The 14,207-nt window shown below is 59.0% G+C and carries 11 protein-coding genes and 1 pseudogene; 11 read left to right on the forward strand and 1 reads right to left on the reverse strand.

Annotated elements, in window-relative coordinates; all coding sequences use genetic code 11:
- Positions 1–52 precede the first annotated feature (52 nt).
- From ACE10W_RS06155 to ACE10W_RS06185, 7 genes are all read left to right on the forward strand, one after another.
- Complete coding sequence (locus ACE10W_RS06155; protein ID WP_011084695.1) at positions 53–1,015, forward strand: carbohydrate ABC transporter permease; 963 nt, start codon at positions 53–55, stop codon at positions 1,013–1,015.
- 12 nt (positions 1,016–1,027) lie between these two features.
- Positions 1,028–1,888 carry a carbohydrate ABC transporter permease gene (locus ACE10W_RS06160; protein ID WP_011084696.1) on the forward strand — a complete coding sequence of 287 codons (861 nt, stop codon included), beginning with the start codon at positions 1,028–1,030 and terminating at the stop codon, positions 1,886–1,888.
- Positions 1,885–2,826 (forward strand): ribokinase, encoded by a 942-nt coding sequence (locus ACE10W_RS06165; protein WP_018645268.1) that lies wholly within the window; start codon positions 1,885–1,887, stop codon positions 2,824–2,826. Before ACE10W_RS06160 ends, ACE10W_RS06165 begins: the two co-directional genes overlap by 4 nt.
- Entirely contained in the window at positions 2,823–3,593 is a 771-nt protein-coding gene (locus ACE10W_RS06170) for an SDR family NAD(P)-dependent oxidoreductase (protein ID WP_011084698.1), read from the forward strand. The genes ACE10W_RS06165 and ACE10W_RS06170 overlap by 4 nt, the downstream gene beginning before the upstream one ends.
- Positions 3,586–4,413 carry an HAD-IIA family hydrolase gene (locus ACE10W_RS06175; protein WP_018645266.1) on the forward strand — a complete coding sequence of 276 codons (828 nt, stop codon included), beginning with the start codon at positions 3,586–3,588 and terminating at the stop codon, positions 4,411–4,413. The genes ACE10W_RS06170 and ACE10W_RS06175 overlap by 8 nt, the downstream gene beginning before the upstream one ends.
- Complete coding sequence (locus tag ACE10W_RS06180; RefSeq protein ID WP_018645265.1) at positions 4,413–5,525, forward strand: ABC transporter ATP-binding protein; 1,113 nt, start codon at positions 4,413–4,415, stop codon at positions 5,523–5,525. The genes ACE10W_RS06175 and ACE10W_RS06180 overlap by 1 nt, the downstream gene beginning before the upstream one ends.
- Positions 5,526–5,658: 133 nt before the next feature.
- Positions 5,659–7,338 (forward strand): phosphoenolpyruvate hydrolase family protein, encoded by a 1,680-nt coding sequence (locus tag ACE10W_RS06185; protein WP_231166590.1) that lies wholly within the window; start codon positions 5,659–5,661, stop codon positions 7,336–7,338.
- Between the two features lie 4 nt (positions 7,339–7,342).
- On the opposite strand, the gene ACE10W_RS06190 is transcribed toward ACE10W_RS06185, so the two are convergent.
- Positions 7,343–7,849 carry a hypothetical protein gene (locus ACE10W_RS06190; protein ID WP_018645264.1) on the reverse strand — a complete coding sequence of 169 codons (507 nt, stop codon included), beginning with the start codon at positions 7,847–7,849 and terminating at the stop codon, positions 7,343–7,345.
- 800 nt (positions 7,850–8,649) lie between these two features.
- Between ACE10W_RS06190 and ACE10W_RS06195 the strand changes: the two genes are divergently transcribed.
- The 4 genes and pseudogenes from ACE10W_RS06195 to ACE10W_RS06210 form a co-directional block, all read left to right on the forward strand.
- Positions 8,650–9,819, forward strand: coding sequence for a Tm-1-like ATP-binding domain-containing protein (locus tag ACE10W_RS06195; RefSeq protein WP_018645263.1), 1,170 nt, complete (start codon positions 8,650–8,652; stop codon positions 9,817–9,819).
- A gap of 52 nt (positions 9,820–9,871) precedes the next feature.
- Positions 9,872–10,672, forward strand: coding sequence for a phosphoenolpyruvate hydrolase family protein (locus tag ACE10W_RS06200; protein ID WP_018645262.1), 801 nt, complete (start codon positions 9,872–9,874; stop codon positions 10,670–10,672).
- Complete coding sequence (locus tag ACE10W_RS06205) at positions 10,669–12,444, forward strand: FAD-dependent oxidoreductase (RefSeq protein WP_018645261.1); 1,776 nt, start codon at positions 10,669–10,671, stop codon at positions 12,442–12,444. Before ACE10W_RS06200 ends, ACE10W_RS06205 begins: the two co-directional genes overlap by 4 nt.
- A 145-nt stretch (positions 12,445–12,589) precedes the next feature.
- Positions 12,590–13,309, forward strand: a pseudogene (locus ACE10W_RS06210) (pyruvate kinase); the annotation flags it as partial.
- Positions 13,310–14,207: the final 898 nt, after the last annotated feature.

Genomic DNA, 14,207 nt, shown 5'->3' on the forward strand with positions numbered 1-14,207 from the left:
ATCACCGGATTGCCGCCTCCACTACCCCCGCGTATCTTTCGAGAAGTGAGCGATGAACCTTCGAGGCATCGACGCAACCGTGATGCTACAATCATCGGTAGGCCAACTGGCACCGCCCAAGAAAGAGCAGGTGCAAAGCGCCGGGCAGCATGCTCTTGACTGGTGGAGCCTTGCTGCGATTGCTCCCGCGATCATCATACTGCTCGGATTTCTTTTTCTGTTTTTCTATGGCGTCTTCCAATCGCTGACCGATCTCAAGTTTGGCCGTCCCCTGGTTCGTTTCATTGGGGTCACCAACTATGAAGTGGCAATCAAGACTCAAGATTTCTGGAACAGCATGCGGGCGACCACGGTGTATGCCTGCTCCGCGGTCCTCGCGGAAGCGTTCTCTGGGCTTGCGCTCGCCAAATTGTTCGCAAGCCGCGTGTTTCTTGCACAATTGATGCGGCCTGTCATTCTCCTTCCGTTGGTATTGCCGCCCATGAGCGTCGCCCTGATGTGGACCACAATGATGGATCCACAAAACGGGATTCTGAACTATTTGCTTTCGCTCGTCGGGATCGGCCGCTTCGCCTGGATTTCGGACGCCGGTACGGCGATGTTCTCGCTAGTTCTCATCGACATATGGACTTACACACCATTTTTTGCGCTCATCATCTTCGCCGGTTTGCAGGGCATTAACGAGGAGATCAGAGAAGCCGCGCGGATCAATGGCGCTAAGGGTTGGGCGACGTTCCTCCATATTGAGCTTCCACTTATTGCACCGTATATCCTGATCGCCGCAGTCTTTCGGCTGATCGAGTCGCTCAATCAGTTCGATATCATCTTCGGAACAACCCAGGGCGGTCCAGGTGACAGTACCTCCGTGCTCTCGGTTCGCGCCTACATCACAGCCTTTCAAAACCTCGCCTTCGGGCGTGGTGCCGCGCTCATGGTTGTCAACTGGTTGATCGTGCTTCTCGGGACCTTGGCCATGGTAAAATTGTGGCGGTTGGTTCGGCAGCGCGTAAGCTAGAGGAGGCTGGCAATGCGCTTCAAACGCTTAACGCCCGCAAGCTTGTTCCTTAATGGACTGGTTGTTGTCTGTACGCTCATCCTGACATTTCCCCTGGTCTGGATCGTGATGATGTCGCTGAAGCAGCAGGCCGAGGTCATGACCTTGCCGCCGCGCTTTGTCTTCACTCCAACATTTGAAAACTTCCGCGTTTTGTTCGATGCCGCCCAGGCCGGGGCGACAAGCTACGGCACCATCAAGGTTGATTTCCTGACGCCGGTCGCCAATAGCGTCGTGATATCGCTTGGCGCGGTGCTCGTATCGCTGATCGCCGGCGTACCCGCAGGTTACGTCTTGGCAAGACGTGATATCCCTAGGAAGGAGGACATCGCGTTCTTCATTCTGGGCTTCCGCTTCGCGCCGGCACTCCTTGTCGTTATACCGCTGTTCAGCGTGTTCCAAACAGTTGGCCTTTATGACACTTATCTCGGCATGATCTGGGTTTATCAGGTCGTCACGCTGCCAATGATCATCTGGCTAAGCCGATCATATATCGAGGACATCCCAAAGGACATTGAGGAGGCGGCGGCCATGGATGGTGCAAAGCCGTTCCGTGTAGTCTGGCACATCGTTCTTCCGCTTCTAAAGCCCGGCCTAATCGGCGCTTCATTGCTCATTTTCTTGCTTGCCTGGCACAATTTCGCTCTCGGCCTGATCCTCAGTTCGACGAAAGCACCGGTCACCGTGGCCCTGCTCAAGCTGCTTAATCCAGGCGTTCAGTTCTATCCGGTCATGGCTGCGGGTTTGGTGGTGACCATGATTGTGCCGATCGTCCTGATTATCCTTGGCCAGCGTCATCTCGAACGTGGCCTTACCTTCGGGGCCGTGAAATGAGCCCCAGACCATTGATGTTCTTCGGAACGACCAATCTTGACCTCTGCTTCAACGTCGAGCGGCTTCCAACGCCGGGTGAAAGCCTGATGGGAAGCTTAAAGCAGAATGCGGGAGGCAAGGGCGCAAATCAGGCGGTCGCCGCCGCTCGATTGGGGCTTCGGCCGAGCTTCTACACCCGGCTTGGCGATGATGACGCTGGCCGATCGTTGCTGCAAGCGCTGCGTGAGGCAGGTGTCCGCCTTGATGCCATTGAGGTATGCCCGGGGGAGATATCCGGTTCTGCTCTTGTCCTCGTCGGCGACGACGGCTCCAACATGATTGTCATAGACCCGGGAGCCAATGCAAATGTCACTCCGAGCATGGTCGAGAAGGCGGCCGAATTCATTGAGCGGGACGCAATCGTCGTTGCCGAAATGGGCATGCCGGTCCCCGCGCTCAATCACCTTTTTGCATTGAAGAGCGTCAAGGAATTCGATCTTATTTTCAATCCGGCCCCCGTGAGGGCGGGCCTGTCGCCCGCGGCGTGGAGGAGTGTCGATTTCGTCACACCAAACCAGACGGAAGCTTTCGAGCTCACCGGTGTCGAGGTGCATGACTTCGACGGCGCCGCTCATGCGGCTGGAAAGCTTCTCGATCTCGGGCCGAAGGCAGCGCTGATCACGCTAGGTGCGCAGGGAGCCTACTACGCCGATGCCAGCGCGACTTTCGCGCTCCGCGCATTTCCTGTGAAGGTCGTTGATACGACCGCGGCGGGGGATGCCTTTAATGGAGCTTTCGCAGCCTCTCTTGCTCATCGGTTGCCGATACGAGAAGCGATCAAAAAGGCGCTCGCGGTTGCCGCCTTATGTGTGACGCGACGCGGCGCCCAAAGATCGATGCCTAGCAGTTGGGCCGTCGACGAATTTCTGAATTCTCAATCGATCTTGGAGTTGGAATGACCGAACAGTTCTCAGTTGCAGACAGGACCGTGCTTGTGACCGGTGCAGGTGGAGGCATTGGCTCAGCCATAGCTAATGCTTTCCGTCAAGGCGGTGCGAACGTCCTGGCAACCGACGCGAATTTGGAAAACCTGCGAGTCATTCTGACTCGTTTGCCGCACGGCAATGGCATCCTGCCGATGAGCATGGATGTGTCACGAGAAGATGATGTCGGCAGGGTGCTTGATGAGATCGCCAAGCGCTTCGGCAGGCTCGATGTCCTGATCAACAACGCCGGAATAAAATCGGCTCAGGCGCTTCTGACCGGAAATGCCGATCGAATCGAAAAAACCATCCAGATCAATTCCGTCGCAGTGCTTCGTTGCGCGAAGCTGGCGATCGAGCGCTTCATGAAGAGCAAAGGCGGCCGCATCGTCAATGTCGGGTCCTCGTTGTCATCTCAAGGTGCTGTTTTCAACTACCAGGCTGGCGGTGCCGACTATTGCTTGTCAAAAGCCATCGTGCACGATGTGACAAAGCTGCTCGCTTATGAATGTGCTCCGTTCAAGATCAACGTCAACGCGATTGCTCCCGGGATTATCGATACACCCTTGCACGGGCGTCCGCGGGAGGAAACCGAAGCGCGCCATAGTGGCCGAATTCCGCTGGGCCGGGTCGGACTGCCGGAAGATATCGCAGGGCTTGCGGTGTTCCTGGCCAGCCCCGCAGCTTCCTACATGACCGGGCAGATTGTCCATGTGAATGGTGGGATGCTGATGAATGGTTAGCCTCAGCTCTAAGATCAACTGGCCGCCGATAGAAGGGATTATCTCCGATCTGGATGGCGTCGTTTATCGTGGCGGCACCGCAATAGCGGATGCCATAGAGGCGTTTACGAGATGGCAGAAAGCAGGCGTGCCATTCTGCTTTGCGACGAACAATTCAACGCATACCCCGGAGGACGTCGTCGGCAGGCTGAGAGGATCTGGTCTTTCGATCGCACCGTCTCAGGTCGTTACAAGCGCTATCACCGCCGCAGAACTCGTTCGAACCAATTATCCGCACCTAACGCGAATCTATGTCATCGGAGCTTCCTCGCTTGTGACGGCCATGCGAGATGTTGGGCTGGAGGTCACGGACCGAGCGCCCGAAGCCGTCGTGATGGGGCTTGACCGGGACATCACGCATGAGAAGCTGCGAATTGCGGTTGAGTCGATCCTCAATGGAGCTGTGTTCATAGGAACCAATCCCGATCTTCTGCTGCCGACGGCCAGCGGGTTCGAACCTGGCGCTGGTGCGACCATTGCAGCTGTGGCCGCTGCTACGCAAGTGCAGCCTTCGATCGTTGGAAAGCCGCAAGTGCCGATGATCGAGACAGCGCTCTCACGCCTCGGTACGAAGCGCGGGTCGACCATCATGATCGGAGATCAAGTTCCTACTGATATTCAAGCCGGAAAGAGGGCGGGTCTTGCCACGGTGCTTGTTACAACCGGCGTGCCAACGCGTCAGGATCCGTCCTTGATGGCTCCCGACTTCATCGTATCGAGCTTGCGCGAGATTGAGGTGAGTGCTGCTCGCGCGGCTCAACCGCGACAGAGGAGGGCATAATGGCCGACGTTCGCCTGGAGGGCCTCAAGAAGACTTTTGGGACAATCGAGATCCTGCGTAATATCGACCTGACTATCGATCACGGCGAATTTGTCGTCTTTGTTGGTCCGTCCGGGTCGGGCAAATCCACGCTTCTGCGCATGATTGGCGGGCTCGAGCCCATCAGCGGTGGGCGGCTCCTCATCGACAATGAGCTCGTCAACGACATCGATGCGGCCGATCGCAACCTCGGCATGGTCTTTCAAAGCTACGCTCTCTATCCGCATATGACGGTGAAAGAGAACCTGGCCTTTCCCCTGCGCATGGCCAAAGCCGGGAAAGCCGCGATCGCCGCCAAGATAGCCAAAACAGCATCGCTATTGCAGATCGACCATCTATTGGAGCGCAAGCCTCGACAACTTTCAGGAGGGCAACGCCAGCGCGTCGCAATCGGGCGCGCCATCATGCGAGAACCAAAAGTTTTCCTGTTCGATGAGCCGCTCTCCAACCTGGACACCGATTTGCGCGTGCAGATGCGGGTTCAGATCGCCAAGCTCCACAAGCAGCTCGGAAATACCATGATCTACGTGACGCATGACCAGGTGGAGGCGATGACCATGGCTGACAAGATCGTGGTACTCAAGGACGGCAACATCGAACAGGTCGGCAGCCCGCACGATCTGTATCACAATCCCGCTTCGCGCTTTGTTGCAGGATTCATCGGCTCGCCCAAGATGAACTTCCTGGGCGGCAAGGTCGAAGCAGCTCATGAACATGGCATGGATGTCCGGTTGGACGCCGGGCCCACGATCTCCGTTCCGGTCCAGCCGGACCAGATGCTGGTTGGCAAGCCGGTCACTGTTGGAATTCGCCCGGACGACTTCTCCTCGTCAATGCCCGGGCAGCAGGAGATCTCGATTGAACTTGGGGTCGATTTCGTCGAGCATCTCGGCAGCGTCACGTACATCTACGGTAATGCCGGAAACGAAGCTCTCGTCGCCAGGGCGCCACACTCCGGTTGGCCCAAAGGCGCCTCCAAGTTCACCCTCACCGCCGCTCCAGCCGATTGCCACTTGTTCATGGGCAATGGAAAGGCGGTATGGCGGTTGCACGCACCTGCGAGTTGGAGCTAGTCTTCACGTAGAGCCGTGCGATGATGCGCGGCTCAGGATCGACAGGCGGACGGCTGAGGTGAAGGGAGCCGGTATCAGGCAGTTCTTCCGCAATTCCCGTTCGTTTGTCCTTGGTGCGGGGATCGGGTCGGGCATGACCGCCAGAGCCGCCGAGCGGGCGGGGGCCGATTTCGTGCTCGCGCTCAATGCGGGCCGTTTTCGTGCCATGGGTGGGGCCTCGCCTGCCTCGATCCTCCCAATCCGCAATAGTAACGAATTCGTGGCAAGCTTCGGACGGACCGAAATTCTGCCCAGCACGAAACTGCCGGTCTTCTTCGGCACCTGTACATTCGACCCCGAGCTCGATGTTGATCGTTGGCTCGATCGGATCATCAAATGGGGATTTGCCGGCGTGACCAACTTCCCATCGGTCATACACATCGACGATGAGCGCAGGTCATTGCTCGAGAAGTGTGGTCTTGGTTACTCCCGGGAAATCGAGCTCCTCGTGAAAGCTGCAAAACGCGGCCTGATGACAATTGCCTATACGCGCAGTCAATCCGAGGCGCGTCGAATGGTCGAAGCGGGCGCCGAGGCCATTTGCATCAACTTCAATCTAAACCGCGCGATTGAAAGCGGAGCCGATCCGTCGGTCAGCCTGTCTGAACTTGCAGCGCGTACGAGCGCCGTTGCGCGCGTTGCTCAATCCGTCAACAAGAGCACCATCTGCCTGCTTGGGGGCGGCCCCATTACGAAGCCGGACGAACTCCTCGACATCTGCCGCGAGACCGGAATCCAGGGTTTCATCGGAGGCTCTTCGCTGGACCGCGTGCCTCTGGAGATGTCGGTCCTCGAGGTGACGTCGGGCTTCAAGACCATCCACCTGTTGCGCGAGAAGGTGGATCTACTCGAACGGCAGCTGCAGTTGAGTGGTTTCAGGCACGGCGTGATCGCGCAGTCCTCGGCAATGAAGCGCATCCTTGAGATCACCAGACGCGTTGCGGCGACCCCCCGCCCGGTCCTCATCTGGGGGGAGGCCGGCTCTGGCAAGCGTAGAATAGCAACCCTGGTTCACGCGTTTAGCGACCGCAGGCACGCCAAAACGGCGTTGTTTCATTGCCGCCCCGGTCCGGCGATGGATATACTTGGCCCGTTGTTCGGCGCCGAGCGTCTTGAGAGCGGCAGACGCCAATTGTCACTCCTGGAGGCGTCGAGTGACGGTGCCGTCGTGCTATTGCATGTCGACCAACTTTCGCGCGATGGACAGGAGCGCCTTGCCGATTACCTCGAGACAGGCGGATTTACCCCTCTGAACGGGGTAACTGTCATGCGTTCCAACGCCCGGATCATTGCCACCGCGACCGTGGCCCGAGGCGCTGGTCTTGAAACGGTTCTGTGCGCGCGGCTTCTCGACCTTTTTACCGGGCTGGATGTCCAATTGCCTTCGCTACCCGACAGGCTTGAAGATCTGCCGCAACTCGTTCAACACTTCACCGTCGAAGCCAAAGGAGATTCCAGCGCCCAGACGCTCACGATAGAAAACTCTGCATTCCTTGCGCTCGCCGGGCACGATTGGCCAGGCAATTTGCGCGAGTTGCGGCAGGTCGTGAACCAGCTCGTGACCTTGCCATCAAGTCACATCACCGGTGAGGTGCTAAAGCCGTTGTTGGAGCCACCTTTTGGCGCACGGCCCGCGGCCTCGCTGTCCGAGCGAGACTGGATCATCGAGGGCTTGAAGAGAAACCGGCTTCACCGCGGCAAGACTGCTCGCTCTCTCGGGCTTTCGCGCAAAACCCTCTACAATAAAATCAAGAAACTGCGGATCCTCGAATAAGGCCTCATGCCCGTCGTAGCGGCTGCTTGGCCGTGGCGGCCTGCTCCAGGGAGAACCTCGGTACCGACGACGATCCATGAGAGCCAAGGCTTACGAGCCCGATATCCGATCCAATCGGCAGCGCAAGCGCCTCGGGTCGCAGATAGACGGCCCCATCCAGCTGCGAACCAAGCCGTTGCTCCGCTGCTGTCATCTTTGCCTCGTCCGCCGCGATAAACAGGACTTTGAACCCGCGCCTTGCAAACCACTCCATACGGCGAAGCTCGAGCTCCTGACCGCGATCGAGCGGCACTCCTGCCGATGTCCGTTCAATCATGCAGGCTGGCGGAAAATTCGTCACTCCGGTCATCTTTGCATCCTGTAACAGATCTCCGAGATCTTCCCAGCAGGCAAAGGGATCGATCATGACGACGGCCGCATAGCAGCAAGGGGGCGCCTTGGGGCTCGCGTGCAAGTCCCGCACGAGGCAGTCGTTCCAGTCGATGACAGGAAGTGTAGCCATGACGAGCATGGCATTCTGCGGAAGAGTCCGCAGTGACGGCGCATAGATCGTTATCTGATCACCGCGAGGCGAGGGGAGACTTGCGGCAAGGCGACCAAAGACATTGGCTCTCACGGTTCTACCCAATCCTACCCATTTGAACCTTTCGCCGATCTTACACGCCATTCCATCGAGGTCTAGACCACCACTCGTCGATCTTTGGGGGAGCAATGTCATGTCTTTCTTCGGCGGGGGAGCCGGGCTCGGCTGGATGCGATGAACGCTAACGCCGTCATAGCCGTTCTTGCTTGAGTAGCCTCTCCGCGCCTTGCTGTGAGCCGGATACGATTTGCCGATGCTGCCCGAGTTCGGCTCGTTCTGAAAAAGGGCCCGTGAAGCGTCTCGGGTAGAAAATTCCGGGCGAGCTATCGCTGCGTCCTACGGATCCGCTAGCAGACCGGCTCGTCTGCTTCCTCCCTGACTCGCGCCGCTGCTGGAAGATTCCGGCAGCGGCATCTTTTTGTCTCGGAGCGCGCCGACGATGCGGGCGGCCCAAACCACAAAGCTCCGCCAGCTGACGCTCGCCTCCTTGCAAAGGGGAGAGGCGGCTTCCCTCGTCACGGTGGCGCTCAGGATGAAGCGGCTGCTGCTATGGCCGCTTGGCAGCTACCCAACTTTACCCAATCGCGCTCGTATCCGGGCTTATGGGCCATTTCACTCCGATCTAGACCTCCAGGTGTCCAGAAGCGTCCAGGAGGAAGATCGTGTCTCACCATTACGCGGACGACGAAAGGTCGATCCGGGATGGTCAGCGGTGCGATCCTGCGGGCATGGCCGCGATCGTCGCAACCCTGGACACAAAGGGCCGCGAAACCGCTTATCTCGCGCGCGTCATCGAACAGTGGGGCCGCAAGACTCTTACGATTGATGTAGGCACATCAAACCGGAGGAACAGCAGCGATGCACGCGTGGTTTCACCCGCCGAGGTCTTGCGGGAAATAGCTGCAAGCGCGCGTGAAGAGGTCAAGGAGCTCCTCCGATCAGGTGCGATCGACGCCATCGTCGGCGTGGCGGGCGGCAAAGGCAGCGCGGTCTTCGGTGAAGTTGTATCGGATTTGCCGTATGGATTCCCGAAGCTACTGGTGAGCAGCGCGAGGCCAGCCCTCCTGGCCGAATTGGCCCTCCACAACGACATCATCCTCTATCCGACCCTGGTCGATCTTTTCGGGATCAACGCGTTCACCGAACGCGTTCTGGACAATGCGGGGCGGGCCATTGCGGCGATGCGCTATGTGCCCGCTCAGGATCGGCGGAAGAAGAAGACGGTTGCGATCACGGCCTTTGGGGTCACGACGCCGGCGGCAAATCGCTGTGTCGCGCGGCTGGCAGAGGCAGGCATCGACGCGATTGTCTTTCCGGCCAATGGCGCCGGGGGCCGCAAGATGGAGCAGCTCGTGTCCGCCGGCGAGTTCGATGCGGTGCTCGATCTGACCACAACCGAGCTCGCTGACGAGCTTGTCGGCGGCACCGCTAGTGCGGGTCCGGGTCGGCTCAAAGCAGCATCTCGCCGCATGATTCCGCAGCTCATCGCCCCGGGGGCCGTCGATATGGTAAATTTTGGCCCTCCCTCGAGCGTGCCTGCCGAGTTCAAGGAGCGCCAATTCTATTCGCATACCCCCTTCACGACGCTCATGCGTACGACCGTCTCGGAGAATGAGCGCATAGGCAGGCTCACAGCCGAGCGCCTTTCGCAAGCAAAGGCGCCCGCCCTCGTTCTGTGGCCGGTCAAGGGGGTCTCTGACTATGACCGGGACGGCGGCATCTTTCGAAACCCTGAAGCCGATAGGGCCTGGTTCGACGCGGTCAGGCGACATCTGCCGCGATCGATCATCGCCCGCGAGCTGGATTGTCACATCAATGATCCGGAATTTGCGGAGGCGGCCGCATCGTGGATCGTCGAACAATTGACACCAGGAGGTTCATCAGTTGCGGATGTTTGATCGGGCCGAAATACTCGCAAAGATCACAGCTCAAGTTGAGGCTGGAAAGGCAGTGCTTGCCGCGGCGAGCAGTTGCGGCCTCGTCGCAAAATGCGCAGCTCTCGGCGGCGCCGACATGCTCGTGGTCTACAGCACCGGGCTGTCGCGGTTGATGGGGCTGCCGACGAGCCGGATCGGCGATTCCAATGCGCGCACGCTCGAGCTCGCGGCGGAGATCCGCAACGTCGTCTCCTCGGTTCCTGTTATAGGCGGTGTCGAGGCCTGGGATCCCCTCCGGCTCGAGCTCGATGATCTCTTGGACAAGTTCTGGGCTGCCGGATTCTCCGGCGTGATCAATTACCCGACCATTTCAACGATGGGTGAGAAATGGCGCGAGCGTCGTGGCCGCGTCGGGCTCGGCTTCGAGCGTGAGGTCGAGCTGATCGCGGCGGCCCGCAAGAAGAACATCTTCTCCCTCGCCTATGTCGCAAGCCCGCACGATGCCAAGGCGATGGCAGCCGCGGGAGCCGACTGCATTGTCCCACATGTCGGCGCAACGCGCGGCGGGCTTGTGGGTCATGAGGCGGGACAGTCGATCGAAGAGGCCATCAGGCGCATCAACGAGATCAATGCTGCCGCTCAAGCCGTTCGGCCGGAAGTCATCCTTCTCTGCCATGGCGGGGCAATCGCCGAGCCCCAGGATACCTCGGAAGTCTACCGGTCTACCGGATGTGTCGGTTTCGTTGGCGCCTCCTCCATCGAACGGATTCCGATCGAGCGGGCGGTGAAAGCTGCAGCCGAAGAATTCAAAGCCGTTCCGCTCCCGCGAAAGCGTCAGCAATCAATGCAGAAATCTGCACCGAGGCACGAATGAACAACCCGATCACCAAATTGAAACCTAGTACCGCTTCCTCCTCCAAAGCGAACAAGCCGACGCACGATTGGGAGACGGACGTGCTCGTGATCGGCAGCGGCGCTGCCGGGCTGTCCGCGGCGCTCTATGCGGCAAAAGCCGGACTTCGCGTGACGGTATGCGAGAAGTCTGGCCGGCTCGGTGGCACGACCGCCCTCTCGAACGGCATGATCTGGGTTCCATGCTCAATGCAGGCTCGAGCGGCGAAAATCGATGATTCGATTGCGAATGCGAAGATCTATCTGCAACACGAACTTGGCGATTACTATCGTCCCGACTTCGTGGATGCCTATCTTGAAGACGGCCCAACGGCGCTCGCCAGCTTGGAGAATGGGGGTGAAGTCAAGTTCACACTGGCCTCCGCTCCGGATTATCATTCGAGCCAGATCGGCGGGATCGACATGGGCCGGACGCTGAGCCCCGCACCTTACGACGGACGGCTTCTCGGCAAGGATTTCGACCTGATAGGTGATCCGATTCGCGTCGTGCTCGGCGGCATGATGATTTCGTCCGGCGAGGTCAGAAGCTTTCTCAATCCCTTCCAGTCGGCTGCCTCGCTCAAGCACGTCCTTCGCCGGGTCAGCCGCTACGCAGGCGACCGGCTGCGCTACAGGAGGGGCACTGAACTCAGTGGCGGCAATGCTCTGATCGCGCGGTTATTGGCAAGCCTTCGCAGATACGACACTGAAATCTGGCCAAGCTGCCCAGCGGTTGATCTGATGAGGGAGGGAGGGAGAGTTACTGGCGCACTCCTCAAGCGGGATCGCACGGATCTCCGCGTCCGAGCCTCGCACGGAGTAATCCTGGCAACCGGTGGCTTTGCGCGGAACGGTAAATTGCGAGCCCAGCTCAGCCGAGCCCACCAGCACAATGATACGCTGGCCCACAGCGATGTCACAGGAGACGGCATTGCGCTCGCAGGCAGGCTCGGAGCTGCGATCGATAATGACGTTGCATCGAGTGGATTCTGGACGCCCGTGTCGATCCTCAGGAACGGCCGCTCCTCGCAAGTGGTCCCGTACGGCTGGCTCGATCGTGGCCGTCCAGGTGTCATCGCGGTGGGGCCAAATGCTAAGCGCTTCGTCAATGAATCCAATTCGTACCATGACATCTGTCTTGCCATGTTCAATAGCGGCTATCCGGCGGACAAGCGGTTCTATTTCATCTGCGACAAGGAATTCGTCCGCCTCAGAGGCATGGGACACCTGCTCCCCTGGCCCTGGACTTTGAGTATCAAGAAGTATGCCCGCTTGGGTTACATCGAGATTGGCCGGACGATTGCGGAGCTTGCGGCGGAATTGGGCCTCGACCCGCAAGAGCTCCAAAAGACCGTTGAAAAACATAATGCCCACGCAGCTGAAGGGCGCGATCCGCTTTTCAAACGCGGTGAATCGGCTTTCAACCGAACCCTGGGAGATCCCGCGGTCGGAAAGAAAAACCCGAACCTTGGAGCTATCAAGAACGGGCCATTCATTGCGCTCCCGATTGTCCCGGCGACCCTTGGAACTGCGACCGGCCTGTCAACGGATCCTGGCGGAAGGGTCCTAAATGGAAACGGCGTGCCGATCGCAGGTCTTTATGCCTGCGGCAACGACATGACTTCACCGATGCGTGGGATCTACCCTGGGGCCGGCATTACGATCGGACCAGCCATCGTGTTCGCCTACCGCGCGGTGAACAGCATCGTACAATCCACCCATCAGGGACAGACGGCGGCGGCATCCGGTGCATAAGTGCAGTGTTTTCACCTCTTGGTCCAGCAACGACGGACGGTGGAGAGAGCGAAAGTGCGCAACGTCGGCCAGCTCGCTTTGAATACCTTGTGAGCGGCCCTATCTCGTTTGATGCTGAACTTATCTTCTGAACTAGAGGGGCACGATGCGCCGCTCACGCCATGCCAAGATTGTCGCAACCGTTGGGCCGGCAACCGCATCACCTGAAAAGCTTTGTGCGCTCTATCTTTCGGGGGCTGATACTTTCACGCTGAACTTCAGCCGCGGGGACCCATGACGATCACGCCCGTGTGCTCGTCTCGATCCGTGCGCTGGAGCTGGAATTCAATCGGCCGATCGGCGTGCTGCAGGATCCGCAAGGCCCGAAGATCCGCAATGGCCGGCTCGATGAAGGCAAGCTCGCGCTGGATGCCGGGGAGACGGTCTGCTTCGCGCTAAGAGACAGGCGGGAAGCAGTCAATCCCGCGGCCTCATCCAGAAATATTCGCAGCCGCTTATCCCGGTCAGGCCCTGCTCATTGACGATGGGCGTTCGTCTAGCTAGTCGTCGAAAAGCTCGGTTCTGAACGGAGAATGGCGTGCGTTGTGATCGGCGGCGTCATCCGTGATCACAAGGGCGCCAGCCTTCCAGGCGCGCTGCTCAAGATCTCGCCTCTAACCAAGAAGGATCGAGTCTTGCGTTCGGCCTCGAGCTTGGCGTCGACTGGGTTGCTGTCCTTTGTTCAGAAACCATCTGACCTGGTCGAGGCACGAGCTTTGATCGGTGAGGCCGCCGGTGGCGTTGCCAAGATCGAGACCCCGATGGCGCTTGATCGTATTGGGATATGATCCACTTGTCAGACGCCATCATGGTCGCGCGAGGCGACCCAGAACGCGGGACCGGGTGTCCAGCGTGCCCGCAAATCGGAGGAGCGCATCGCGCGGCTGAACGACGAGGCGTAAGCGTTGCGACACCATAAATTCGTGCGAAGACGGCATCTTGATTGAGCTTAGCCAGCTACTCGCCCGCTGACGAGCGCGCGCAAAGGCGCGGTTTTGCCTCTGAGAGGAGAACCTTTGGGTCGACTTCGTCCTCTAGCTCGATAATGGCCGCAAGAGCTTTCGCTAGCGGCGTTCCTGCTAGCCGTTGATGCAAGCTCGCTAGGTGGAGATTGCCGCTGGTCAGCTTTTTCTCCTTCAGAATCGAAACGGTGCTTGCAGTGTACGTTGTTCTCTGCCCCTGCGACTGCAGCTCATTCTTCGTTGGCCGCCCGCCGGAACTCGCGTGCTCCGTCGTCCCTGTCCCCGGAGCTGGGCTCAACTCTAAAAAAATAGCATGCGTTCCGCGCGCCTTGCTCCAAGCTGGATTTGGTCTGCTGGACGACGGGCACTGCGCGTCGACTTTTTGTTCTCTGAATGTGTTGCGTCTTAATCGGCTTGATCGAAGGAGGTGAACGTATTTGGCCGCTTGCCTTCGAAAGGGTCGTCATCATTTGCGCAGCTGAATTGCCCGACGAGGGCAGCTCGTCCGTGTTGCTCAGGTCGTCTGGACTGGCTCATTGTGCCGCGCCGCTTGATGTGCGCGAATGATCGTACTTGTTGCGTCTCCGTCCATTTCGGGTGAACTTTGCAGGGGCCGGACCTCGGGGCCAAGCAAGAAAATGAAATCATGACTGCGATGGTGCATATGCGTCAACTGCGGCCGCTACGGTAAAGCCCGGATCGCCTTTTGTGCGCGGCTCGTTTTGCAGGAGTTAGCCGGGACCGGCATACGCTGTAAGCCTG

This window comes from Bradyrhizobium sp. B025 (genome assembly GCF_042257955.1).
Classification (GTDB): domain Bacteria; phylum Pseudomonadota; class Alphaproteobacteria; order Rhizobiales; family Xanthobacteraceae; genus Bradyrhizobium; species Bradyrhizobium diazoefficiens.

What these genes read in the sequence shown, in the direction of transcription:
- ACE10W_RS06155 (WP_011084695.1), top strand. Translation starts at nt 53, where the DNA reads ATGAACCTTCGAGGCATCGACGCAACCGTGATGCTACAATCATCGGTA.
- ACE10W_RS06160 (WP_011084696.1), top strand. Translation starts at nt 1,028, where the DNA reads ATGCGCTTCAAACGCTTAACGCCCGCAAGCTTGTTCCTTAATGGACTG.
- ACE10W_RS06165 (WP_018645268.1), top strand. Translation starts at nt 1,885, where the DNA reads ATGAGCCCCAGACCATTGATGTTCTTCGGAACGACCAATCTTGACCTC.
- ACE10W_RS06170 (WP_011084698.1), top strand. Translation starts at nt 2,823, where the DNA reads ATGACCGAACAGTTCTCAGTTGCAGACAGGACCGTGCTTGTGACCGGT.
- ACE10W_RS06175 (WP_018645266.1), top strand. Translation starts at nt 3,586, where the DNA reads ATGGTTAGCCTCAGCTCTAAGATCAACTGGCCGCCGATAGAAGGGATT.
- ACE10W_RS06180 (WP_018645265.1), top strand. Translation starts at nt 4,413, where the DNA reads ATGGCCGACGTTCGCCTGGAGGGCCTCAAGAAGACTTTTGGGACAATC.
- ACE10W_RS06185 (WP_231166590.1), top strand. Translation starts at nt 5,659, where the DNA reads ATGACCGCCAGAGCCGCCGAGCGGGCGGGGGCCGATTTCGTGCTCGCG.
- ACE10W_RS06190 (WP_018645264.1), bottom strand. Translation starts at nt 7,849, where the DNA reads ATGCTCGTCATGGCTACACTTCCTGTCATCGACTGGAACGACTGCCTC.
- ACE10W_RS06195 (WP_018645263.1), top strand. Translation starts at nt 8,650, where the DNA reads ATGGCCGCGATCGTCGCAACCCTGGACACAAAGGGCCGCGAAACCGCT.
- ACE10W_RS06205 (WP_018645261.1), top strand. Translation starts at nt 10,669, where the DNA reads ATGAACAACCCGATCACCAAATTGAAACCTAGTACCGCTTCCTCCTCC.